This window comes from Chelativorans sp. J32 (assembly GCF_000518985.1).
In the GTDB taxonomy this organism is placed as follows: Bacteria; Pseudomonadota; Alphaproteobacteria; order Rhizobiales; family Rhizobiaceae; genus Chelativorans.
In genome coordinates this window covers 117090-139669 of sequence record NZ_JAEQ01000003.1, presented here as the reverse complement: position 1 = coordinate 139669, position 22580 = coordinate 117090, and the positions used below count along the sequence as shown (strand labels likewise).

The 22580-nt window shown below is 60.9% G+C and carries 20 protein-coding genes; 8 read left to right on the top strand and 12 right to left on the bottom strand.

What is annotated here, in order from left to right; genetic code table 11:
• Positions 1-4 precede the first annotated feature (4 nt).
• Positions 5-805, top strand: coding sequence for a xanthine dehydrogenase accessory protein XdhC (xdhC, locus tag CHEJ32_RS0106220; protein ID WP_028033084.1), 801 nt, complete (start codon positions 5-7; stop codon positions 803-805).
• A 1-nt stretch (position 806) separates the two neighbouring features.
• Here the strand turns inward: xdhC and CHEJ32_RS0106215 are convergent, their stop codons facing one another.
• The gene (locus CHEJ32_RS0106215; protein ID WP_028033083.1) at positions 807-1727 is read right to left on the bottom strand and encodes a LysR family transcriptional regulator; all 921 of its coding nucleotides are present in this window, start codon (positions 1725-1727) and stop codon (positions 807-809) included.
• A gap of 126 nt (positions 1728-1853) precedes the next feature.
• On the opposite strand from CHEJ32_RS0106215, the gene CHEJ32_RS0106210 reads away from it, so the two are divergent.
• The 3 genes from CHEJ32_RS0106210 (at position 1854) to CHEJ32_RS0106200 (ending at position 5857) form a co-directional block, all read left to right on the top strand.
• A complete protein-coding gene (locus CHEJ32_RS0106210; RefSeq protein ID WP_028033082.1) occupies positions 1854-3068 on the top strand; it encodes a urate hydroxylase PuuD in 1215 nt (404 codons plus the stop codon).
• A gap of 30 nt (positions 3069-3098) precedes the next feature.
• Complete coding sequence (gene guaD / locus CHEJ32_RS0106205) at positions 3099-4403, top strand: guanine deaminase (RefSeq protein ID WP_028033081.1); 1305 nt, start codon at positions 3099-3101, stop codon at positions 4401-4403.
• Positions 4404-4591: 188 nt separating this feature from the next.
• A complete protein-coding gene (locus CHEJ32_RS0106200; protein WP_028033080.1) occupies positions 4592-5857 on the top strand; it encodes a glycerate kinase in 1266 nt (421 codons plus the stop codon).
• A gap of 52 nt (positions 5858-5909) precedes the next feature.
• Here the strand turns inward: CHEJ32_RS0106200 and CHEJ32_RS0106195 are convergent, their stop codons facing one another.
• From CHEJ32_RS0106195 to CHEJ32_RS0106180, 4 genes are all read right to left on the bottom strand, one after another.
• On the bottom strand, positions 5910-6530 hold the full coding sequence (locus CHEJ32_RS0106195; protein ID WP_028033079.1) for a UdgX family uracil-DNA binding protein: 621 nt from the start codon (positions 6528-6530) through the stop codon (positions 5910-5912).
• 66 nt (positions 6531-6596) lie between these two features.
• Complete coding sequence (locus tag CHEJ32_RS0106190; protein ID WP_028033078.1) at positions 6597-7571, bottom strand: WD40 repeat domain-containing protein; 975 nt, start codon at positions 7569-7571, stop codon at positions 6597-6599.
• A 1-nt stretch (position 7572) separates the two neighbouring features.
• The gene (locus CHEJ32_RS0106185) at positions 7573-8637 is read right to left on the bottom strand and encodes a GTP-binding protein (protein ID WP_028033077.1); all 1065 of its coding nucleotides are present in this window, start codon (positions 8635-8637) and stop codon (positions 7573-7575) included.
• Positions 8638-8707: 70 nt separating this feature from the next.
• Positions 8708-9448 carry a creatininase family protein gene (locus CHEJ32_RS0106180; protein WP_028033076.1) on the bottom strand — a complete coding sequence of 247 codons (741 nt, stop codon included), beginning with the start codon at positions 9446-9448 and terminating at the stop codon, positions 8708-8710.
• A gap of 172 nt (positions 9449-9620) precedes the next feature.
• Here CHEJ32_RS0106180 and CHEJ32_RS0106175 point away from each other — a divergent pair, with 172 nt between their 5' ends.
• The 3 genes from CHEJ32_RS0106175 to CHEJ32_RS0106165 all read left to right on the top strand — a co-directional run bounded on the left by CHEJ32_RS0106175 (position 9621) and on the right by CHEJ32_RS0106165 (position 12275).
• On the top strand, positions 9621-10097 hold the full coding sequence (locus CHEJ32_RS0106175) for a MarR family winged helix-turn-helix transcriptional regulator (protein ID WP_028033075.1): 477 nt from the start codon (positions 9621-9623) through the stop codon (positions 10095-10097).
• Between the two features lie 111 nt (positions 10098-10208).
• Positions 10209-11177 (top strand): DMT family transporter, encoded by a 969-nt coding sequence (locus CHEJ32_RS0106170; protein ID WP_084032702.1) that lies wholly within the window; start codon positions 10209-10211, stop codon positions 11175-11177.
• Between the two features lie 84 nt (positions 11178-11261).
• Positions 11262-12275, top strand: a complete 1014-nt coding sequence (locus tag CHEJ32_RS0106165; RefSeq protein ID WP_028033073.1) for a LacI family DNA-binding transcriptional regulator — start codon at positions 11262-11264, stop codon at positions 12273-12275.
• Between the two features lie 73 nt (positions 12276-12348).
• Here the strand turns inward: CHEJ32_RS0106165 and CHEJ32_RS0106160 are convergent, their stop codons facing one another.
• On the bottom strand, positions 12349-13257 hold the full coding sequence (locus CHEJ32_RS0106160; RefSeq protein WP_028033072.1) for a LysR family transcriptional regulator: 909 nt from the start codon (positions 13255-13257) through the stop codon (positions 12349-12351).
• A 535-nt stretch (positions 13258-13792) separates the two neighbouring features.
• Positions 13793-14221 (bottom strand): helix-turn-helix domain-containing protein, encoded by a 429-nt coding sequence (locus tag CHEJ32_RS0106155; protein ID WP_028033071.1) that lies wholly within the window; start codon positions 14219-14221, stop codon positions 13793-13795.
• A gap of 68 nt (positions 14222-14289) precedes the next feature.
• Here CHEJ32_RS0106155 and CHEJ32_RS0106150 point away from each other — a divergent pair, with 68 nt between their 5' ends.
• Positions 14290-16467 (top strand): heavy metal translocating P-type ATPase, encoded by a 2178-nt coding sequence (locus CHEJ32_RS0106150; RefSeq protein ID WP_028033070.1) that lies wholly within the window; start codon positions 14290-14292, stop codon positions 16465-16467.
• Here CHEJ32_RS0106150 and CHEJ32_RS0106145 read toward each other — a convergent pair.
• The 5 genes from CHEJ32_RS0106145 to CHEJ32_RS24060 all read right to left on the bottom strand — a co-directional run bounded on the left by CHEJ32_RS0106145 (position 16464) and on the right by CHEJ32_RS24060 (position 22374).
• Positions 16464-17390, bottom strand: a complete 927-nt coding sequence (locus tag CHEJ32_RS0106145; RefSeq protein WP_028033069.1) for a metal ABC transporter permease — start codon at positions 17388-17390, stop codon at positions 16464-16466. The genes CHEJ32_RS0106150 and CHEJ32_RS0106145 overlap by 4 nt on opposite strands.
• Entirely contained in the window at positions 17380-18609 is a 1230-nt protein-coding gene (locus CHEJ32_RS0106140) for a metal ABC transporter permease (protein ID WP_028033068.1), read from the bottom strand. Before CHEJ32_RS0106140 ends, CHEJ32_RS0106145 begins: the two co-directional genes overlap by 11 nt.
• The gene (locus CHEJ32_RS0106135; RefSeq protein WP_028033067.1) at positions 18606-19427 is read right to left on the bottom strand and encodes a metal ABC transporter ATP-binding protein; all 822 of its coding nucleotides are present in this window, start codon (positions 19425-19427) and stop codon (positions 18606-18608) included. Before CHEJ32_RS0106135 ends, CHEJ32_RS0106140 begins: the two co-directional genes overlap by 4 nt.
• Positions 19428-19438: 11 nt before the next feature.
• A complete protein-coding gene (locus tag CHEJ32_RS0106130; RefSeq protein WP_028033066.1) occupies positions 19439-20404 on the bottom strand; it encodes a metal ABC transporter solute-binding protein, Zn/Mn family in 966 nt (321 codons plus the stop codon).
• 869 nt (positions 20405-21273) lie between these two features.
• On the bottom strand, positions 21274-22374 hold the full coding sequence (locus CHEJ32_RS24060) for a LacI family DNA-binding transcriptional regulator (RefSeq protein ID WP_051469510.1): 1101 nt from the start codon (positions 22372-22374) through the stop codon (positions 21274-21276).
• Positions 22375-22580 lie beyond the last annotated feature (206 nt).

The window sequence follows — 22580 nt, the reverse complement described above, 5'->3', positions numbered from 1 at the left end:
GAAAATGACTGCCCTCGCCAAAAGCCTTGCTGCATTCCTGGATCAAGCTCCGGCGACCGCCCTCATCACGGTCAGCGAAGCGAAAGGCTCCACGCCCCGCGAAAAAGGCGCCTGGATGCTCGCCTCAGCCGACAAGACCTTCGGCACGATCGGTGGCGGTCAACTCGAATTTCTGGCGATTGCCAGGGCGCGCGAACTGGTGGCTGAAAACATCGCAAGCGGCGCGATGGATATCCCTTTGGGGCCGGAGATCGGCCAGTGCTGTGGAGGACGCGTGGCACTGGATATCCGCATCATCGGCTCCAAAGAGCGCGCCGATCTTCTGAAACGCGCCGAGGAGGAAGACAGCGCCCTCCCCCACATCTATCTCTTCGGTGGCGGCCATGTCGGTCATGCGCTTGCCGAAGCCCTCGCCCTTCTTCCCGTAAAGACCACCCTCGTGGAAACACGTGTGGAGATCCTGCAGGATCTTCCGCCGGATGTGGGAACCCGGCTAACGCCGGTGCCGGAGGCCATCATCCGCGAAGCACCTCCCCGTTCCGCCTTCATCATCCTCACCCATGATCATGCCTTGGACTTCCTGCTTACTGCCGAAGCCCTGGCTCGGGACGATGCGGCCTATGTCGGGATGATCGGCTCGAAAACGAAGAAGGCGACGTTCAAAAGCTGGTATTTGAAGAATGGCGGCGATGAAGCCCGCCTTTCGCGGCTCGTCACGCCAATCGGAGGAGCAGCCGTTCGTGACAAGCGCCCCGCCGTCATCGCTGCGCTCACGGCAGCGGAGGTGATGCAGGCGCTGAGCTGATTTACCGGCCCCTCAAAATCTCACCGATCATGCGCTGGCAGCGTTCGACCATGAAATCCACCAACAGCCGCATCTTGGGATCCTGAAGCTTTTTGTGCGGATAGACCGCGGCAAGCTGCACCGGCGTCGGCGGTGTATCGGGCAGGATCACCCGCAGCTGTCCGTTCCGGAGGAAGGGCTCGATCTCGAACCGAGGCTTGTTGATGATGCCGTGGCCCGCGATCGCCCAGCCCGTGATCACATCGCCGTCATCGGTATCAAAGGGTCCACGGACCTCGAATTTTCTCGGGCCTTCCGGCGTCTGCAATGTCCAGAAATATTCGCGCACGCCGGGAAAGCGGAGCATCAGGCAGTCGTGGCGGTCTTCGACGAGCTGTTCCGGGCGCACAGGTTCCCCGCGCCGCTGGAGATAGGCTGGCGAAGCCGCAAGCACGCGCTCGCAATCCATGATCCCGCGCATCCTCAGGCTCGAATTCTCCAGAAGCCCGAGCTTGAAGGCAACGTCGATCCCCTCGCGCATGATGTCGACTTCATGATCTGAAAGCCTCAGTCGCACCTCGATCTGCGGATAGCGTTCGCGGAATTCCGGAATGGCGCTGGCGATGAGGCGTTTGCCGAGCCCGAGCGGCGCGGTGACACGGATCGTGCCGCGTGGCTGGCCGGAAAGCGCGGCCACCGCTCCCTCGGCCTCCTGCAACGTTTCGAGCACCTTCTTTGCGCCCTCATAAAAGACGCGGCCATGTTCCGTCGGAGTGAGTTGTCGGGTGGTTCGGTTGAGCAGCCGCACACCCAGATGCTTTTCCAGCTCCTTGATGCGGTTCGATGCGACCGCCGGCGAGACGCGCAGGTCCCTGCCTGCCGCCGACAGGCCGCCCAGTTCCACGACGCGTACAAAAACCGCGATATTATCGAGATAAGCCATGATGCCTATCAAACCGACGGCTTCGCGATTTTCCAGAAAAATTTGAAAGTCATCGCGGTCTCCCTCTCTTTTTCTTTAGGACGGAACCCGTAAGCTTGCCGCCTGCAACAGGAGTGGGAGCGGGCCTTGAACGATTTTGCTGTGATGTGGGAGTGGCTGGCCTTCGCGGTGCGCTGGCTGCATGTGGTGACGGCGATCGCCTGGATCGGCTCGTCCTTCTATTTCATCGCGCTGGATTTGGGGCTCGTGAAGCGACCCGGCTTGCCCGAAGGCGTGTCCGGCGAGGAATGGCAGGTGCATGGCGGCGGCTTCTACCATATCCAGAAATATATGGTGGCACCGGCCTCCCTTCCCGAACACCTTACCTGGTTCAAATGGGAAGCCTATTTCACATGGCTCTCGGGCTTTGCGCTGCTCGCCATCGTCTACTATGCCGGCGCGGACCTCTACCTCGTCGACCGCAATGTGCTCGATGTCTCCGCACCGGTGGCGATTCTGATCTCGCTTGCCTCGATCGGCCTTGGCTGGCTTCTCTACGATGCGCTTTGCAAGTCGCGGCTTGGCAAGAGCGATACAGGCCTGATGCTGATCCTGTACGCCATTCTGGTGGCGATGAGCTGGGGCTACACACAGCTCTTTACCGGGCGCGCGGCGTTTCTCCATCTGGGCGCCTTCACGGCCACCATCATGTCGGCGAATGTCTTCCTCCTTATCATTCCAAACCAGAAGATCGTGGTGGCGGACCTCAAGGCGGGCCGGAAGCCGGATCCGAAGCTCGGCGCCCAGGCGAAGCAGCGTTCCCTGCACAATAACTATCTCACGCTGCCGGTGATCTTCCTGATGCTGTCGAACCATTACCCGCTGGCGTTCGGCACGCAGTTCAACTGGGTCATCGCTTCGCTGATCTTCATCATCGGCGTGCTCATCCGGCACTATTTCAACACCCTTCACGCGCGGAAGGGCAATCCTCACTGGACCTGGGCCGCAGCGGCGATCCTTTTCGTCATCATCATGTGGCTTTCGACCGTGCCCGCGATCCTGACCGGGGAACGGCGGATATCGCAAAACGAAGAGCGATTTGTTGCCTCCGCGCATTTTCCCGCAGTCCGCGATACGGTGATGGGGCGCTGCGCCATGTGTCATTCAGCCGAGCCCGGCTATGACGGAATTCATGCCGCGCCAAAAGGCGTGCTGCTGGATTCGGAAGCCGGTATTGCAGGCCATGCTCGCGAAATCTACCTTCAGGCCGGCCGCAGCCACGCCATGCCGCCGGGAAACGTCTCGGGCATGACGGAGGATGAGCGGCGACTGCTCATTACATGGTTCGAGGAAGCACGCTGAGGCGCGCTGAAGAGAATTCAAGAGGATTGAATGACGAAGACCCTGATCCGCGCGCGCTTGCTCACGTTCATCAGGGAGCCTCTGACAGCGGAAGACCATTCCTCCTACAGGTACGAGGAAGATGGGGCCGTCCTGGTCGAAGGCGGCATCATACGTGCCAGCGGGAACTATGCCGAGATCGAGCCCCAGGCGGCCGGGGCGAGGCTGGTCGACCATCGGCCTCACCTCCTCCTGCCGGGCTTCGTCGATCCTCATGCCCATTTCCCGCAAATGCAGGTGATTGCGAGCTACGGGGCTGAACTGCTCGACTGGCTGAACAACTACACTTTTCCCGCCGAATCGGAGTTCGGCGACGGCTCTCATGCCGCGCGCATCGCCTCCTCATTCCTGGACGAAATGGTCCGGCAGGGCACCACCACGTCAGCCGTCTATTGCAGCGTCCACTCGCAATCGGCCGAAGCATTGTTTGCCGAGGCGGAAAGACGCGGGATGCGCATCATTGCCGGCAAGGTCATGATGGATCGGAATGCCCCGGTGACCCTGACCGATACGCCGCAATCAGGCTATGACGACACCAAGGCCCTGATTGCGAAGTGGCATGGCCGCAGCCGCCTGCACTATGCGATCACGCCACGCTTTGCGATCACCTCAAGTCCGAAGCAGATGGAGATGGCGCAGGCGCTCGCTTCCGAGCATCCTGATCTCCACATCCAGACCCATCTTTCGGAAAACCGTGCCGAGATCGCGCTTTCTTGCGAGCTCTATCCCGATTGCGTTGACTATACCGGCATCTATGAGAAATACGGCCTGCTCGGGCCGAGGACGCTGCTCGGCCACTGCATCCATCTATCGGAACGCGAAGCCGACGCTCTTTCGGACACCGGCTCCGTGGCGGTGTTCTGCCCGACCTCGAACCTTTTCCTGGGCTCCGGCCTCTTCGACTATTTCCGCTATCGCCGGCGCGCAAGGCCTCTGCGTACCGCAATTGCCACGGATACCGGCGGTGGCACCAGCTATTCCATGCTGCGCACCATGGATGAGGGTTACAAGGTCATTGCCTTTCATGGCGAGAAGCTCAATCCTTTCGCGTCCTTCTGGCAGATGACGCTCGGCAACGCCGAGGCGCTCTCGCTTGCCGATCACATCGGAACGCTGGACGTGAGGACCGATGCCGATTTCGTCGTGCTCGATGCCAGCGCGACGCCGGTCATGCGGCTGCGCATGGAACGGGCGGAGACTTTAGCCGAAGAACTTTTTGTGCTGCAGACGCTCGGCGACGATCGCTCCATCGTGGAAACCTATATTGCGGGCGACCCCGCGAAGAGCACGGTCTGAAGCAAGGTCGACCACCTTCCGCTGCAGAATCCGGAAAACCGACACTGTCCACTCCAAGGGGTTTGCTTTCTTGCCCACCAAGGGCGAGATAGGCGTCGGAACCGCCGCGAATCAGCTGCGGTTGTGGACGCCGCGTCCCCTGCAGGAGGGGCCAGCCGCGTCGGGGCCGGGTTGGAAAGGAGGCTTTCATGACAATCACGCCTAAGCCATTCTTCGAAAACCTGTTTCGTGCTGCCGTTGCCGCCGCCGACCCACGCCAGGCGCTTCCCGCCTTCCTCCCTTCCCGGCCCAAAGGCCGCACCATTGTCGTCGGCACAGGCAAGGGCGCAGCACAGATGGCGCAGGCCTTCGAGGAAGCGTGGGACGGGCCGCTCGAAGGCGCGGTGGTCACCCGCTATGGCTATGGCGCGCCGACGCAGCGCATCAAGGTTTTCGAGGCCGCCCACCCGGTGCCGGATGCGGCCGGCCTCGAGGGCTCGCGCCACATTCTGCGGCTGGTCAGCAATCTCACGGAAGACGATTTGGTGGTGGCGCTCATCTGCGGCGGCGGTTCGGCTCTTCTCCCAGCACCCCCGCCGGGCATGGCCCTTGAAGATGAGATCGCCGTCAACGAGGCGTTGCTCGCCTCCGGAGCACCCATCTCGGCCATGAACATGGTGCGTAAGCATCTTTCGACCATCAAGGGCGGCAGGCTCGCCCTCGCCGCCTATCCGGCGCATGTCGTGAGCCTCATCGTCTCCGACATACCGGGAGACGATCCGGCGCTGGTCTCCTCCGGCCCCACGGTGCCTGATACGGCGACGCGCCAGGATGCGATGGCTGTGGTGAAGGCCTATGGCATTCGCCTGCCTGCTGCAGCTATCCGCCATATCCACTCGCATCTGGCCGATGCACCCAAGCCCGACGACCCGCGCTTTGCCAGCAACGAGGTGCATATCGTGGCCTCCGCGGCCCGCTCACTGGAAGCGGTCGCCGCTGCGGCGGAAAAGGAGGGCGTGAAGACGGTGATCCTTTCCGACGCGATCGAGGGCGAAGCACGCGAAGTGGGTCGTGTCCACGCGGCGATCGCCCGCGAAGTGGCTTTGCGTGATCGGCCCTTCCAGAAGCCCGTTCTCATGCTTTCCGGCGGTGAAACCACGGTGACGATCCGGGAGCGAGGCGGACGCGGCGGACGCAATACCGAGTTCCTTCTGTCCCTCGCCTTGGGCATAGAGAACCTCACGGGCATCACCGCCTTCGCAGCCGATACCGACGGCATCGACGGTTCGGAAAACAATGCCGGCGCGTTTGCCGACCACACAACGGTCTCCCGCCTGCGCCAGGCCGGGTTCGATCCGAAAGCTCTGCTGGCCGCTCATGATTCCTGGGGGGCGTTCAACGCACTGGGCGATCTATTCACGCCCGGTCCCACCGGAACGAATGTGAATGATCTTCGGGCAGTGCTGGTGAGGTAAGCCACGGCGGGCTTCGTTAGGGATGGAACAAGGCGCCAGCGCCTCCGAAGGATCAACCCTTCATCATCGCCTTCACCTTGCGCATCTCCTCTGCGAAACGCTCGCGCTCGCGGCGCCTGTCAAGTTCGTCGGGGATGCGCAGCAGGTAAGACGGGTGGACGGTGATGAAGACCGGCACACCTTCGGCACTTTCCAATAGGGTGCCACGAAACTTCGTGATCGGCACCGGCTTTCCAACAAGTGCCCGCGCCGCGGTGGCGCCGAGCGCCACGGCCAGATCCGGCTGGATCAGCGTCAGCTCCTGATCGAGCCACCAGCGGCAGGCGCGAATCTCGCCGGCATTAGGCTTGGAGTGGATGCGGCGCTTGCCGCGCGGCTCGAACTTGAAGTGCTTGACGGCATTCGTGACGTAAGTCTTTTTCCGATCAATCCCCACCTCCTCCAGAATGCCATCGAAGAGCCGGCCGGCCGGTCCGACAAAGGGTCTGCCTTCCACGTCCTCCTTGTCTCCGGGCTGCTCGCCGACGAACAACACGCGCGCTTCGCTGCCGCCCTCGCCAAAGACGGTCTGCGTGGCGTTCTTGTAGAGATCGCAGCGCGTACAGTCGCGCGCATCTTCCCTTAGCGCATCAAGGGTTTTTGGCCTCGTCTCCTTCGTCTTTTCCAGCACCATGAGCAACCTCGCTGCCCGCTCAAGCGGCAACGAGGCTGAAAGGTTCCGATTATCGAAGGGAGTAGCCTAGGCCGAGATATCGACCAGGCCGCAATCACCCGCATCCGAGCCGAAGGCGAGCCGGCCTCCCTGGGCATCCCAGCTCATGGCGGTGATTGCGCCCTTCCCCGGCCTGCGCAGCAGGACTTCCTTCGCATCGGCAAAGCGAGCGGCGAGGATCATGCCGTCGGAATAGCCGATCGCCACGATATCCTCGGCGGGATGGCAGCAAACCTGCGTAACCATAACATTGCCGCGGGTGCCGAGTTCGAGCGGGGCCTTTCCCATGGGACCGTCCTTGCCCTGGAAAGGCCAGACGATCGCGGCGGGCGCACCGGACGTGGCAAGCCAGCGTCCTTTCGCGCTCCACGAAAAGCTCTTCACCTTGGCTGGATAGCCGGTCATCCGCATGTGTTTGCCATCGGCCAGCTTCCAGCCGTGCAGGGCGTTTTCCTGCATGGTGGTGACGAGGAAATTCCCGTCGGGCGAAAAGGTGATGCCGGTGTGGGCGCCGGCCCATTCGAGTTCGGTCGGCTTTCCTTCCGTGGCCGGGAAATGAAGCGTCGCGCCATTGTACCGGGCGACGCCGAGCCGCATGCCCTTGGGTGCAAAGGCCAGGCCTTCAACACTCCGCGAATGCTGGAACTCGCGGATTCGCCCATCGGAAAAACGCACATAGGCGACGCGGCCGCTTGCGAATGCGGTCGCTTCATGCGGGCCCGCGGCGACGCTCGTCACCCACTTTCGGCCGATCTCGGCGAGAAGCTCCACCGAGCCGTCCGAGGAAAGCGCGAAGATTTTCCCATCCTCGCCGCCGGTCAGAAGCCGGCGACCGTCCTGCATCGGGACGGCGCAAAGAAGCCCGTCATGGAATTCCACCGACTTCTGGCCGTTGTCCAGGCGGTGGACAACGCCATCGGCCAGCGCGAAATGAGGAGTGTTGTTGAGCCAGGCGACGGCGATGCAATGGCCTTCGAGATCAAGCGGCGCGACTGTCGGCATATCAGGCCTGGCACGCCTCGAAGGTGCGCTTCAAGCGCTCGCGATCGAGCTCGCGGCCGATGAAGACGAGGCGGCTCTCCCGCTTTTCGCCCTCCTTCCATGCACGCTGATGGTCGCCTTCCACAATCATATGCACGCCTTGCACCACATAGCGCTCCGGATCGTCCTTGAAAGCGATGATGCCCTTGAGCCTCAGGATATTTGGCCCGTCCATCTGTGTTGTCTTGTTGAGCCAGGGAAAGAACTTCTTCGGGTCCATTTCGCCCGCGCGTAGCGAGATCGAACTCACGCCGACATCATGGATCGGCGAGAGCTCGCCATGCGCATGGTGATGATGGTGGTCGTGATCGTGATCATGACCGTGGTGGTGATCGTGATCACAGTCCGGTCCGCAGACATGGTCGGGATGATCGTGATCTAGGAAATGCGGGTCGTTTTCCAGCGCACGCTTCAGGTCGAAGGCGCCCCGGTCGAGCACATCGGAAAGAGCGACACCCGCACGCTCGGTCTTGTGGATGCGCGCGCTGGGGTTAATCTGGCGCACGGCGGCTTCCACCGTGGCAAGCTCCTCAGGCGAGACAAGGTCGGTTTTGTTCAGCACCACCACGTCGGCAAAGGCGATCTGGTCTGCCGCCTCGCGGCTGTCCTTCAGCCGCAGCGGAAGGTGCTTGGCATCGACCAGCGCCACCACCGCGTCGAGCTTCGTCTTGGCGCGCACGTCGTCGTCCATGAAGAAGGTCTGCGCCACCGGGGCGGGGTCCGCCAGACCGGTCGTCTCGACGATAATAGCATCGAACCGGCCCGGACGCCGTGTAAGACCTTCTACCACCCGCACCAGATCGCCACGCACGGTGCAGCACACGCAGCCATTGTTCATCTCGTAGATTTCCTCATCGGATTCCACGATGAGGTCATTGTCGATGCCGATCTCTCCGAATTCGTTGACGATCACGGCATAGCGCTTGCCATGGTCCTCGGAGAGGATGCGGTTCAGGAGCGTTGTCTTGCCGGAACCGAGATAGCCGGTCAGCACCGTGACCGGGATTTGCGAATTCTGTTCGGACATGGATTTCCCTCGCGGGCTTTGCTGGTCTTCCCTGCCATATAAGAGTTGGCAGCCCGTTTTGCACGGCAGTTTATTTCAAAAGCGTGAGATCGAACCTGTCGACATCGTCCAGCAGCGAGACGAGGCCTGTGACGGCGTGTTGGAGGATTCGTTCGCCGGCTTGGCGAGTCGCACCGGCTGCGTTTCCTGCCACCCTTTCAGGAGAGAGATCGCGCATCATCCACCCGAAAGAATGCGGTCCATAGGCCCGCAAATACTTGAATTCGCGCTGGAATCTGGCCTGCTCGGAGGGAAAATCACGCGCCTTATCCATCTTCACCAGATCGGGCCTCAGCGCCAGCATCACGGATGTTTCGATCAAGCCGCCATGGATACCAAGCGCCCTTTCCTCCTCGCTTACAAGGTCCGGCGGGTAGCCGAACCGAGTCCAGCTCGTGGCCACAGTCAGCATTCCGCAGCGCACCCGCAGCTCCGTAGCCGCGACGGTCATCAGCGGCGAGTTGCCGCCATGCGCGTTGAGCAGGACAAGCTTGCGGATTCCTCTCCTGCAAAGCGTCTCGCCTATCCCGATCCACCGCCCCACGGCCTCCGCGAAACCGAGGGACGTCGTGCGCGAATCGTCCGAGTGTTCGATCGAATAGCCCACCTTCTCGACCGGAAGGACTTCAACGTTCATCTTGCCCCCAGCCTCGTCACATGCGCGACGGGCGATCGCCTCCGCGATGATCCAGTCGGTCTCGGGCGGCAGATGAGGACCATGCTGCTCCGTCGCCCCCAGGGGCAGGATGGCAATCTTCTCGCGAGGCGCCACGGGAACTCCGCTGTCACACGATTGAAATGCCGGTTTGGCATAGGCGGAAAGATAGCCGGCGGCATCAAATTAACCTTTGGCGCCTCTGGCCACAAGCCGGCTCACCATTGCCGCCGCCGGCGGCCGGACTATCTTTTGAGGCCTCAAGGCCGCGCGAACAGGATGCGATCGTATGGCGAGGATTTCCAGGGGCTCGATCATTGGAAGGTTGCAATCGGCCGCCCGGTTGTCCCGCACCGCATTGGCCGAACGGCTTCTGGACCAGGGTCTTTATGCGGGACAGGACAAGATCATGTTGGCCCTTAGCCAGGAAAACGGGCTCACCCCGAGCCAGCTTGCTGAACGGCTTGGCGTGCGTCCGCCGACCATCACAAAAACGATCAACCGGCTGGCAGCCCAGGGCTTCGTCGAGAAACGAGCATCCGACACCGATGCCCGCCGCGCTCATATCTATCTGACGGGTAATGGAGCCGAAGCGATCCGCGCAATCGAGCGCTCCGTACGCAAGACGGAAAAGCAGGCACTCAAGAGCCTCGACAAAAAGGAGCAGAAGGCGCTTATCAAACTGCTCGCGCGGATCGAGGACAATCTTTCCCGAAGAGGTCCGGCTTTGGTGGAAGACGAAACAGAACTGGAGGAAGAAGCCTAAGCCTCCCAGGAGCTTCCTAGCCGAACCACCGCTAGGCCACCCGGAGCTTGCTTTTCCAAAACAAAGGCGTATGCGCCTTTAGATGTGCTTTAAAAACCGACTTTCCTGAAGATGAAGATTGCTACTGACCGTCAACCGAGCGGCCGCGGGCAAAGCAACGCTGAATCGGCGGCACCGGCGTCGGCGATCGGACTGATCTTCGGCTCGGGCCTCCTGTTCTCATGCCTGGACGCGGGCGCCAAGTTTCTCGTGACATCAGGCATCGAGGCCCCATTCGTTACATGGGTGCGCTATCTCACGCATCTCCTGCTTGTGCTTCTGCTGCTGCGTGCCTGGAGCAACCGCCGGGTATTCGCAGTCGGCAGCGTTCCCCTGCAAATCCTGCGTAGCGCTTTTCTTTTCGGCTCCACGATCTTCAACTTCATCGCACTCCAGACCTTGCAGCTTGCGGAAACCGTCTCCATAGCTTTCTTCGCTCCGATGTTGACCACTGCCCTGGCAGGTCCGCTTCTCGGGGAATGGGCTGGATGGCGCCGGTGGGCAGCAATTCTGGTGGGCCTCGTGGGCGTGCTGGTTGTCACGCGGCCTGGCTTCGGCACATTCGGCATTGGCCACATCTTTGCGCTGTGCTCGATGACCTGCAACGCCTCCTACGTGATCATGACGCGTCGGATGAGCACGACTGAAACGGCGGAAAGCATGATCTTCTATTCCGCCCTTCTTCCCGTCATCCTGATGCTGCCAGCCGTGCCCCTATACGCATCCATGCCGACCGGACCGCTGCAATGGGCGGTCATTCTGTCACTAGGCTTCTTCGGGGGGATGGGTCATTGGTTGCTCATCCTGGCGTACCGCAAGGCAACGACCACGGCACTCGCTCCCTATCCCTATCTCCAGATCGTCTGGATGATTGGATTCGGCTATCTCTTCTTCGACCAGTTGCCCGATGCGCTTACCCTCACGGGAGCAGCCATCATCGTGGCCAGTGGGCTCTACATCGTCCATCGCGAGCACCGGCTCCGTCTGGCGACGCGCAGCCTGCCCACCGCCGAGACGGAGACCCTGGCGAAAAAGCTTTGAACTCCGCAAGGAGGATGGCATAAGCCCGTCTAAAAGAGCTAATGGGCCGTCCCGAGCCGGGAAATTCCGTGATGGAGGGGAGCGCTGGCGCAGAAGATCAAGCTTTCCACGATCGCCGATGCACTGGGCGTATCGACGGCGACCGTTTCGCTTGCGCTGCGGGACAGCCCGCTTGTCGCCGAAGCCACGCGGCAGCGTATAAAAGAGCACGCTCGGGCGATCGGCTATATCTATAATCGGCGCGCGGCGAGCCTCCGCACCTCCCGCTCGGGGATCATCGGCGTCGTTGTGCACGACATCATGAACCCGTTCTATGCGGAAATCCTGCGTTCGATCGAGAGCGAGCTTGACCGTTCCCGGCAGACATTTCTCCTCTCCAACCATTACGAGCAGCTGGAAAAGCAGCGCACCTTCATCGACACCTTACTGCAGCTCGGCGCTGACGGTGTGATCATGTCGCCAGCGATCGGCACGCCACCGGAAGATATTCGGATGGCCGAAGACAACGGGCTTCCCGCAGTGCTGATCGCGCGAAGCGTAGAGGGAGCCGATGTGCCCGTCTTCAGGGGTGACGACGCGTACGGGATCGGCCTTGCCACGAATCATTTGATCTCGCTCGGCCACACCCGCATCGCCATGGTCGGCGGCACGGACCAGACATCTACTGGGCGCGACCGATATCGAGGCTATGTGGTGGCGATGCAAAAGGCCGGACTGGAAGTGCGCCCCGAGTGGCGTTTCCCAGGCCCCCGCACCAAGCAGGCCGGATTCGAGGTGACCGGCGCTTTCCTGGCGCTGAAGGATAAACCCACCGCGGCTGTCTGCTGGAACGATCTCGTGGCCATAGGGCTGATGAACGGCATCGCACGCGCCGGCTTCGTCCCCGGGGTCGATATTTCGGTCACCGGCTACGATGACCTGGAAGAAGCGGCTATCGCGACGCCGGCTCTTACGACAGTATGGAACGGCCAGCGCGAGGTCGGGCGCCGGGCGGCCAGGGTGCTGCTCGACCGCTTGAACGGCGCGGAGGTGAATCCCGTACAGGAACTCATAAAACCTGAGCTCCACATTCGCCAGTCGACTTCCAAACCGGTCTGAAAGGTGAAAGCCCGCCGCGCTTGAACACGACGGGTCCCTTCGGACTATGTTGCCTGAGTCCGGTTCGATCCGATCAGATCGGATGCACCAACGCCGGCCGAGAACCCTCCACCGGACGCACCGTACGCGTAAGCTCACTTTTCAACAATTCAAAGATGTCCAGCGCCGCGCGCAGGCTGAAGCGCCTCTCATCGAAGAACATGCCGTAACGGGCATCGACATGCCCGGGCAGGATTTGCGCGCAGTTGCTGAACCCCTCAGCGAGATTGTCCTGCACGTGCACTGGCAGAGGCGACAAGGCAAGTCCGCTCGAGACGAGGCGGATGGCTGTCATGATGTCGTCGACCTCGCCGACCACGTCATAGGTCACTTCGTGCCGGCGCAGCCATTCCCGCGCCACCGCGCCGAGAGGCGAGTTCGGCGAGGCGAGCACAACCGGCAAGCCTTGGCTGTCGTGCTTCATGAAGTCCAGCAGATGCTTCTCGCCCATCCATTTGAGCGTGAACTCGGTGGTAAGGTCGGGCGCGATTTCCGAAGGATAGAGCGCACGGAACACGGCATCGAGCTCTCCCTGCTCGTACATTTCCTCCAGCCGGCGGCTATCGGCTATGCGCCAGGTGAGCGTGTCCTTGAGCTTGCCGAGCGACCCAGCGCGTTCGACAAGCAGCGGCGCGCAGTAAGTGCAGATGCCGACCTTGAGCTTTGAGATGTTCTTTTCATAACCCACCGTCTTGAGCCGCCGCTCGAGATCGAGCATTTGCCGGATCAGACGCGAGATCTCTTCCTTCACGATGATCTTGTTGCCGACTTTCTTGATGAGGGACGTGCCGATCGCTCGCTCCAATCGGCCGAGATGCATGCTGATTGCAGGTTGACTGATACCAAGCTTCATCGCCGCGCCCGTCAGGCTTTTTGTCTCTATAACTGCTTCTGCGGCTCTAAGCGTCGCAAAGGACAGTCCTTCCTGCTTGTTTACGTTCATTCTCCCGCGCCCTTTCATAGTGGTCGAAGGATCCAACCTTCGTGTTGCCTGTCTTGAACGGATTCACGCTTCCTCGCTCTCCGACAGGCATAGAGACCGCCGGAGCCGATACGACTCGTCCATTTCTTGAACTGCCGAACAGGGTGTCCGGAACAACCGCGCTCACGCCCGCAAGCAGAGATCTGTCTGCTGGCTGCACCTAATCTACGTGCACATTGAACTCGGACCGCGGCTGGGCAAATCCAACCTGGAATTGTACTCCGACCGCCCTCCGCCCCTGGTCTACCGCCTCAACCTAGGGAATAATTAACGTAAGGGTTGTGCAATTACAACCTAAACGAGCTTATCAGACGACAGTTAACAACAGGAAACTACGTTCCGGCTATACCCTTGATATCGCGAGAGAATTTTTGCCATACACAACCCATGGTCGCATATACCGATCGCAAGCACACCACGCTGGGTGTGGACCGTTGCGTTTATGCAACGGATAAGCGAAAGCGGAGGCGATTTCGTGTCGCGGCGCTAAACGCGTTTAATGAATATCGCTCTGGCAGCGGCCATGATCCGCTAAGACCTGAATAACGCGACACTCGCACACTTTGCCGTGGCCGCATTCATTGACCATGCGCTTCAACTCGCCTCGCAGTGCCTGGAGCTTTGCGATTCTTTCCTCGATTTCCCGCAGATGCCGCGCCGCGATGCTATCCGCTTCATGGCAAGAGCTTTGGGGCTGTTCTGTCAAGGTTAGAAGCTCGCGGATATCCGCAACATCGAATCCCAGTTCGCGTGCATGGCGAATGAAGGCCAGGCGGCTTAGATCTTTCTCATCATACTGCCGGCGGTTGCCTTCGCTTCGCGAGGGAGCAGGAAGAAGCCCGATCTGCTCGTAAAAGCGGATCGTCGGGACCTTTACACCGCTCTGCCGAGCGGCTTCACCGATCGTGATGCTGCGGGCGTTCATTTTTCTCTTGCTCCTATAGTCACTAGAGGAAGTAAGCCTGGGATCATAGGAATTCAAGGAGTAGGTTCATGGTCGAATCCGCACGCGAAAGCCGGTTCCAGATCCAAGGCATGGACTGCGCAAGCTGCGCACAGAAGATCGAGTCTGCGGTGCGCCGCATTCCGGGCGTCGAAAATGTCGCCATCTCGGTCATGAACAGTTCAATGACGGTGGAGCATTCTGCCGGCATACACCTGGAACCTGAGATCACGAAGCAGGTGACCAGGCTCGGCTACCGGATCCAGCCTCCGGCTCAGGGCCATACCCTCACCCGCGAAGAGATCCATGGCAACGAGGCCTCTCACGAGGGGCACTCTCATGCCTCGCATGCGCCCACCGAAGGGAAATGGTGGCATCGGCCCGCCGTCCGCCTGACGCTTGCTTCGGGGCTTGCGTTCCTCGTCGCATACGCGGTCGCGGCATTGGCGCCTCAGTATGAATTCTGGCTCTACGCCACTGCCATGCTTGTCGGGCTGATACCGATTGCCAGGCGCGCTTTTGCAGGCGCCATAACGGGAACGCCTTTCTCGATTGAAACGCTTATGACGGTCGCAGCCGTAGGCGCCCTCTTCCTCGGAGCGGTGGAAGAGGCAGCCGTCGTGATCTTCCTCTTCCTCGTCGGCGAATTGCTGGAGGGGGTGGCTGCGGACCGTTCCCGCGCAAGCATCCGTGGGTTGGCGGACCTCGTGCCGAAGATCGCGCGCGTGGAAAGGGACGGCGGTTTGCAGGAAATCGCTGCCGATCGCCTGGCCGTCGGAGATACCATCCTTGTGCGCCCCGGCGACCGGATTGCTGCCGATGGCACCGTGGTCTCGGGAGAGAGCAGCGTCAACGAGGCACCCGTTACGGGCGAAAGCATCCCGAAGGCAAAGGAAGCGGGAGACCCCGTCTTCGCGGGGACGATCAACGGCGATGCCGTTCTTCGCATTCGCGTCACTGCGACGGCCGAGGACAATACCATCGCCCGCGTCATCAAGCTCGTGGAGGAAGCACAGGAAAAGAAGGCGCCGACGGAGCGCTTCATCAATCGTTTTTCCCGCTACTACACGCCAGGCGTGATGGTGCTTGCAGCGTTGGTTGCCTGCCTGCCGCCCCTCCTGGGGGGAGCCGCATGGTCTGAATGGATCTACAAGGGACTGGCCATTCTTCTGATCGGTTGCCCCTGCGCACTGGTCATCTCCACTCCGGCCGCCATTGCGGCGGCTCTAGCAGCCGGTGCTCGTCGGGGGCTCCTCATGAAGGGCGGGGCCGTGCTCGAGGGCTTCGGCCAATTGCAGGCTATTGCGTTCGACAAGACTGGAACGCTCACCGAAGGCAAGCCGACCGTAACGGACATCGTTGCCTTTGGCGAAGATCAGTCGGAAGTGCTGCGCTTGGCGGCAGGTCTGGAGCGCGGCTCCAGCCATCCGCTGGCCACCGCAATCCTGAAGCGCGCAGAGCAGGAGGGGATCTCGATCCCGGAAAGCGCAGACAGCACCGCATTGAGCGGCAAAGGCGTAACCGCCTTCATCGAAGGCCGGAAGGTTCTGCTCGGCTCCGCCAAGGCGATAGACGAACGCCAGCCGCTCTCAGAGGAGCAGCGCCGCAAAATTGAAGTCCTTTATGACGAGGGCAAGACAGTCTCCGTATTGTTGGCAGATGACCGCATTCTCGGTGCGATCGCCATGCGCGACGAGCCGCGCGGCGACGCCCGCGCCGCCCTTACCCGGCTTAAGGCCGAAGGAATCCGCACAGTTATGCTTACCGGTGACAATCGTCGCACCGCAGAGGCGGTGGCGCGCTCGCTCGGGATCGAGGCCAGGGCGGAACTCCTTCCCGCCGACAAGAGCCGCATCGTGGAAGGTCTTCGGGCACAGGGGCTCAAGGTCGGCAAGGTCGGAGATGGGATCAATGATGCGCCGGCTCTCGCAGCAGCCGATATCGGGATCGCGATGGGCGGCGGCACGGATGTCGCCCTGGAGACAGCCGACGCCGCCATCCTGCATGGCAGGATGAACGATATTGCAGCAATGGTCGAGCTATCACGGCGCGCCATGGCGAATATCCGGCAGAATATCAGCATCGCCATCGGGCTGAAGGCGCTGTTCTTCATCACCACGATCGCCGGGGTGACGGGCCTGTGGCCCGCAATCCTTGCCGATACGGGGGCGACAGTTCTCGTAACTGCCAACGCGATGCGGCTGCTCGGCTGGAGGCCGCGGTCCTAATTACCCTTTGGCGTACCAGTCCTGGCGCGATGCGGAGCGAAGAGACAGGTGATGGCCAGGATCACTCCGGAGACGGTGGCGATCATGCCGGCAGCGCTCACGGCATTTGCGCCACCAAGCCATAGCGGCCCATACCCTGCCAGCACATAGCCGAGCACGGCGGACAGAACGGCGAATGCGACGCTCCAGAGCACCTGGATTTCCAGCCGGTTGGTCATCAGCCGTGCGGCGGCTGGCGGGCAGATGAACATCGCGATGACAATGATGGACCCCACCGCATCGAAGGCGGCCACTGCCGCCACTGCCGCGCAGATCACGAGGCTGAAGCTGATGACAGCGGTGGGCAAGCCGACCGCATTTGCGAACCCCTCGTCGAAGGTGGAAAGCTTCAAGGGGCGCCAGAAGATGATCATGAGGACAGAGATGAGGAGCGCAACGGCAGCCATGCGCAGGAGTTCGGGCGGCAGATCGGCAAGGGCCACGGGATCCAGGAGCGAGCCCCATCCTTCGGCAGAAAGCCAGATAAGACTTTCCAAATTTCCGTAGAGAGCATGCTCCACGTCGAGATGGACGCCGCTGGTGTCGCTCTGCTCGAGCAGCAGCACGCCGGCTGCGAAAAGCGACGTAAACGTGACTCCCATCGCGGCGCCCGGATCGATGCGGCCCACCCGCCTTATCGCTTCGATCACGACCACTGCGACAACCGCGGCGCCAGATGCGCCGAGCAGCATCGGCCAGGTGGAGACCGTCCCGGTGATGAGGAAGGCAACCACGATTCCCGGCAGGACGACATGACTGATCGCATCGCCAACCAGCGCCTGCCTTCTCAGGATCAGGAAATTGCCGGGCAGCGCACAGGCAACCGCAGCAAGCACGCCGATAAGAAGAGGCGTAAGGCTAAGTTGTACGAATTCAGCGCCCATCGCCGCTCCTATCGAGCAAGGTGGGCCGGCCCATCCGGCGATCGATCTCCGCGATTTCGTCGCGGGTCAGAACGGCTTCGATAGGCGTCGATCCGTCATAACGGCCGGAAAGATCGTTATCTTGATGCAGGCGGCGAGCCATCGCCCAGCGGCTCTCGTCGCGCAACACCTTTGCCGCCGCCTGCCGTCCCATGTCCGTCACGTCGCCATCGCGGCGGATGAAGCCTTCACGCCTCAGCACGGCCAAGGTCGGCCTGTCTCGGATTGCCTCGCCATTTGCAAGTGCGAGCAGCCCCTGCCGTCGGTGCAGTCGGGTGCGGAACCGGCGGTGTCGGATTATGGCTGCGAGAACGCCCCGAGCCGGTGCGAAGAGGAGCGAAAAGGTGAAGAGCGCAAAGCTCACGAGCACAATGATCGGACCCGTTGGTACGTGGGGCGCGGAGGCGGATAGTGCGGCGCCGACATAACCCGAGAAGCCGCCGATGAGACCGGCTGACATGACGACATGCTCTGTCCTGTCGGTCCAAAGGCGAGCCGTAACCGGCGGGATGATCAGCAGGGCCACGACGAGAATGAGCCCGACAAGCTTCAGCCCAACGATCGTGACGGCCATGACCAGCCCCATCATCGCGAGGTCTATGCGCTGCACATTGATACCCGATGCAGCTGCGAATTCAGGGTCGAAGGAGACAAGCGTCATGGGCCGGCGGAGGAAGAAGACGATCGCAACGGCAAACGCACCCCCGACGGCGATCACGATCGCATCGCTGAACAACATTCCGGCGGTGGAACCGAGCAGGAAACCTTCGAGCCCCGCCTGATATCCGCTGGACATGGTCTGTATGACGGTGAGGAGGACGACCCCGAAGCCGAAAAACACGGAAAGAACGGCTCCGATGGCCGTATCTTCCGTTAAACGCGTGCGGCTGGTGATCCAGCCTACCGCGAGCAGGCCGAGCGCCGCGGAAACGGTCGAGCCGAAAAGCAGGCCGAGCAGATTGCGCCCTTCGCCGCCGAACGCCACCATCACCATGAACGCGATGCCGACACCCGGCAGGGTGGAATGCGCCAGCGCGTCGCTCAGCAATGAACGCTTGCGCAGGAACAGGAAGGTGCCGCCGCTGCCCGCAGCTATGCCTAAGAGCGCAGCCCCAAGAGCGACAAGCGCGGCATTGTAGCCGGCCTGGAACAGCAATGCGTTGAGGAAAGTACTGATCATCGCTGAGGCTCGGGGAGCTTGAGCTCATCGATATGGGCGGTGGCGAGCCGCCCTCCATAGGTCTTTTGCAGGTTCTCTTCCGTGAAGGTCGAGGCGACCGGGCCTTCCGCGATCTTGCGCACGTTTATAAGTAGCACATGATCGAAATACTGGGTCACGGTCGAAAGATCGTGATGAACGCAGACCGCCGTCTTATGCTCCGCCTTCAGTGACTTCAGCACGTCGATGATCGCCTTTTCCGTCGCGGCATCCACGCCCGCAAAAGGCTCGTCCAGAAGATAGAGATCGGCATCCTGCGCCAGGGCGCGCGCGAGGAACACGCGCTGCTGCTGGCCACCCGAAAGCTGGCCGATCTGACGGTAAGCGAAATCGGCCATGCCGACGCGGTGGAGGCAGGCAAGCGCCTTCTCCTTGTGTTGATGGCGTACAAAGCGCAGGAGACCAAGCTCGCGATAAAGCCCCATCAGCACCACGTCGATGACGCGCGTCGGGAAGTCCCAATCGACCGAGGCACGCTGAGGCACATAGGCGATGCGATGCATGGCCTGGGAAAGCGGCTTCCCATAGACGAGCACCTGTCCGGAAAGGCTGGGCACGATGCCAAGCGCCGCCTTGAGCAGCGTCGATTTGCCTGCGCCATTTGGGCCGACGATTGCCGTCATCGATTCAGGCGGCACGGTGGCGCTTACCGCCAGCACCGCGGGCTTTTCGCCATAGGAGACGGTAAGTTCACGGATCGAGAGCGGCACATCTGCAGCCAGCGGAGAAGCCGCCTGTGGGGGCTCGTCCCTGTAGAGTTCGAATACGGCGCTGTTCATCTGATTTCCATTCAACTGCAGGCCACGAGCACTTCCGGCTCACCGAACCCGGCGGCATGTCCACCCAGTGCTCTGGTAATCGTGGTTACGTTGTGGTCGATCATGCCGATATACGTGCCTTCATAGGTGCAGCCGGGGCCGAGCGCATCAGAGAAGAGCTGGCCGCCCACCTCCACTTTCCAGCCCTTGGATGCGGCTCCTTCCACCAGGGCGCGCACATTGCGGTCCGAAACGGAGGACTCCACGAAAACCGCACGTATCTTCCGCTTAACAAGAACATCGACCAGTTCCGCGATGCGGCTCAGGCCGGCTTCGCTTTGTGTGGAGATCCCCTGAATGCCGAGGACGTCGTAACCATAGGCACGGCCGAAATATTTGAAGGCATCGTGCGCCGTGACCAGTATGCGGCTCTCGGCGGGGACGGAGGCGAGCACCTCTTTCGAATAATCGGAAAGGGCTGCGATGTCCTGGAGATGTTTTTCCGCGTTCGCCCTGAATTGCGCTTCGCCTTCCGGCCTCGCTTCTATCAGAGAATCCCGCACCACAGCGACCACCCGGGACCAGAGCTCGGGGTCCATCCAGACATGGGGGTCGTAACGGCTTTTATATTGATCATGGGAAAGGAGGAGGTCGTGCGGAAGATCGTCCGCCACGGCAACAACCCGGCGGCGGGAGCTGAGCGTCTTCATGAAATCCTCCATCTGAGCTTCCAGATAGAGCCCGTGCCAGAGCACGAGATCGGCCTTTGTCATGGCCAGGATATCCGTCCGCGTCTGCCGATAGGAGTGCGGATCGACGCCCGGCCCCATCAGCCCCTGGACATCCACCAGATCGCCACCCACCTGCCGAGCAGCATCGGCGATCATGCCGGTGGTCGCGACAACCTTCAACTTCTCCTGCGCCATGCTAGGAAACACCGGCGCGAGGGCGAGCAGCCCAGCCATCACCAGCAACCAACGCCTTGCCCTGTCTGCCATCCGAGTTCCTCAGCCTATCTGCACTTGCAAATTATTTGCAACATCAAGCCTGCAATGCGCTTGAAAATGATTCGTTCCAAGAGATAATGCAATTGCAAACCATTTGCAACTACGTTAAAGAGGTCTAGCTTTCACTACAGAGGGATGGAAGCTGATCAGGCAGCACGGTGTAGTGCGGGGTGCGATGACCAGAAGGAGCGAATAGCCCCATATCGGATGACCAATAGACGACGACAATGGGCGTTTGTCCGCCCACGTGGCGAAGCGGCGTACGCTCAAAAGCTGGGCCACGATGTAAGTATCACTGATCAAATGACAATTTTATTATGCATCAATGAAGGACATAAACGCTTGATTAGATACTTATGCATGATATGAAGCCACCAATGCACAAAGTCGACACAAACGAGTGCAACAACGTGCCTGTCACATTCTGTCGACAAGGCAGCAAAATTACGCTGCCAGAGTTGCAAGGCTTTTGTTTACGTAAATAATGAACCGAGTCGATTTTTTATGACGTGACCATATCAACGCATCAACGGGGAGGCCCGCCGGCTAAGAATTTTTTCTCCGACCGGCGAGGCCGTGGAACCGTCGATGCAACGGATAGGTAAGCCAGAGATGCCTCGCAGAGGCACCCCTGCTTACACTAAGCGATAATGATCTGGGATCTGCTTTGAATACGCAAATATTACCGCTTATCTAGCCCAGAGAGGGGTTACGGCAGCCAAGCCAGGGGCCGTAACCCTTTCTTTATGCCCTATGATAGGACATATTTGCAATATTAAAGTTTTATTTGACTTTATTGCGCCCGCGACAAAAAGGCTGAAAATCTAGATTTAGCTGACCACCTCGCCGTGTTGCGGCGGCTAACGGCGGCTCTTAAGAGATTGGCCTGAAACCGAGCCGACCGCCTCGGTCACTGGTAAGGGGCCGGTCGTATGGCCTACGACCAGTTCCGCCTCCCACAGCTCGTGCTTGGGCTCGCCCCCGGGCGTCCCGATCTGCTCGATCAGCAGTTCTGCAATCCGTCGTCCAGCAAGCCGGATGGAAGACCGCATTGCCGTAAAAAAGGGGATGCCGCGAGGCGTCGCAGCGCTTCCCGGCTGCAGAAAGGACAGGCAATCGTCGAAGACCAGGATCGAAACATCGGCCGGCGCACGCAAACCCAGTTCCGCGACGGCACGCATAACACCGATTGCGGGGAGGACGCTGGAGACCAACAAAGCCGAAGGAGGATCTCGGCCGGTAAGCACCTCCATGGCGGCGCGATACCCATACGGTTCGACCATATCCTCGCTGAACATGATTGCAGGATCTGGCCGAATGCCGCGCGCCATGAGCGCTGCTTCATAGCCCTGCCGGCGACGATCGGCAAAATTCATGCGTTCGATGCCGTTAATGAGCGCAATGCGCCGATGGCCCAGATCCATGAGAAAGTCGCAGGCGCGCATGAATGCGCGCCGGTTGTTGACGTCGATCCAGCTATAGCCGGCGGGATCTTCTCCGCAACGGCCATGCACCACGAAGGGGATGCCGAGCGATCTGAGAAAGGGGATGCGGGGGTCGTCCGTCAAAGGGCCATGGACGACGACTCCATCGACGCGCCCACGGCTGATCATGTCCCGATAGACATCCTCCTCACCGCCGGCAGGCGCAAGGCGAAGCAGCATCTCGTAACCGAAGCGGGCGTAAACTTCCCCTGCCCCGGCCAGGAAATCCGTGAAATGCGGGTTGACCATCATATGGTCGCCGAACGTCACCACATGACCGATGGCGCGCGCTTTGCCTGTCGCCAGGCTGGCGGCACTGGCGCTGGGGCGATAGTTCAGCCGGCGCGCGGCCTCGATGACACGCGCACGCGTCACCTCGCTCACTTCCGGAAACCCGTTCAGGGCCCGCGATACCGTGGTCTGGGAAAGGCCCAAGGCCTCCGCCAGCTTTCGAAGATTGACCGTCTCGCGGGACAACGCCGCTCACCTTTTCAAAGCGCTTTGGAGATTATTCGCGCAATGCTAGCGCAAATCAAGCCGGAACGCCTTTCCCTGTCTGTCCGGTAGACAGGGCCACACCCGTCGCTGCCGCTCGGCTTGACTCCTCATGGCGAAGGCTGGATGTTAGAAGAACTTCAAAGCGCTTTGAGGTTTATGGGAAGAGGCCTCATGCACCGCGCTTT

What these genes read in the sequence shown, in the direction of transcription:
- xdhC (WP_028033084.1), top strand. Translation starts at nt 5, where the DNA reads ATGACTGCCCTCGCCAAAAGCCTTGCTGCATTCCTGGATCAAGCTCCG.
- CHEJ32_RS0106215 (WP_028033083.1), bottom strand. Translation starts at nt 1,727, where the DNA reads ATGGCTTATCTCGATAATATCGCGGTTTTTGTACGCGTCGTGGAACTG.
- guaD (WP_028033081.1), top strand. Translation starts at nt 3,099, where the DNA reads ATGACGAAGACCCTGATCCGCGCGCGCTTGCTCACGTTCATCAGGGAG.
- CHEJ32_RS0106200 (WP_028033080.1), top strand. Translation starts at nt 4,592, where the DNA reads ATGACAATCACGCCTAAGCCATTCTTCGAAAACCTGTTTCGTGCTGCC.
- CHEJ32_RS0106195 (WP_028033079.1), bottom strand. Translation starts at nt 6,530, where the DNA reads ATGGTGCTGGAAAAGACGAAGGAGACGAGGCCAAAAACCCTTGATGCG.
- CHEJ32_RS0106190 (WP_028033078.1), bottom strand. Translation starts at nt 7,571, where the DNA reads ATGCCGACAGTCGCGCCGCTTGATCTCGAAGGCCATTGCATCGCCGTC.
- CHEJ32_RS0106185 (WP_028033077.1), bottom strand. Translation starts at nt 8,637, where the DNA reads ATGTCCGAACAGAATTCGCAAATCCCGGTCACGGTGCTGACCGGCTAT.
- CHEJ32_RS0106175 (WP_028033075.1), top strand. Translation starts at nt 9,621, where the DNA reads ATGGCGAGGATTTCCAGGGGCTCGATCATTGGAAGGTTGCAATCGGCC.
- CHEJ32_RS0106170 (WP_084032702.1), top strand. Translation starts at nt 10,209, where the DNA reads ATGAAGATTGCTACTGACCGTCAACCGAGCGGCCGCGGGCAAAGCAAC.
- CHEJ32_RS0106160 (WP_028033072.1), bottom strand. Translation starts at nt 13,257, where the DNA reads ATGAACGTAAACAAGCAGGAAGGACTGTCCTTTGCGACGCTTAGAGCC.
- CHEJ32_RS0106155 (WP_028033071.1), bottom strand. Translation starts at nt 14,221, where the DNA reads ATGAACGCCCGCAGCATCACGATCGGTGAAGCCGCTCGGCAGAGCGGT.
- CHEJ32_RS0106150 (WP_028033070.1), top strand. Translation starts at nt 14,290, where the DNA reads ATGGTCGAATCCGCACGCGAAAGCCGGTTCCAGATCCAAGGCATGGAC.
- CHEJ32_RS0106145 (WP_028033069.1), bottom strand. Translation starts at nt 17,390, where the DNA reads ATGGGCGCTGAATTCGTACAACTTAGCCTTACGCCTCTTCTTATCGGC.
- CHEJ32_RS0106140 (WP_028033068.1), bottom strand. Translation starts at nt 18,609, where the DNA reads ATGATCAGTACTTTCCTCAACGCATTGCTGTTCCAGGCCGGCTACAAT.
- CHEJ32_RS0106135 (WP_028033067.1), bottom strand. Translation starts at nt 19,427, where the DNA reads ATGAACAGCGCCGTATTCGAACTCTACAGGGACGAGCCCCCACAGGCG.
- CHEJ32_RS0106130 (WP_028033066.1), bottom strand. Translation starts at nt 20,404, where the DNA reads ATGGCAGACAGGGCAAGGCGTTGGTTGCTGGTGATGGCTGGGCTGCTC.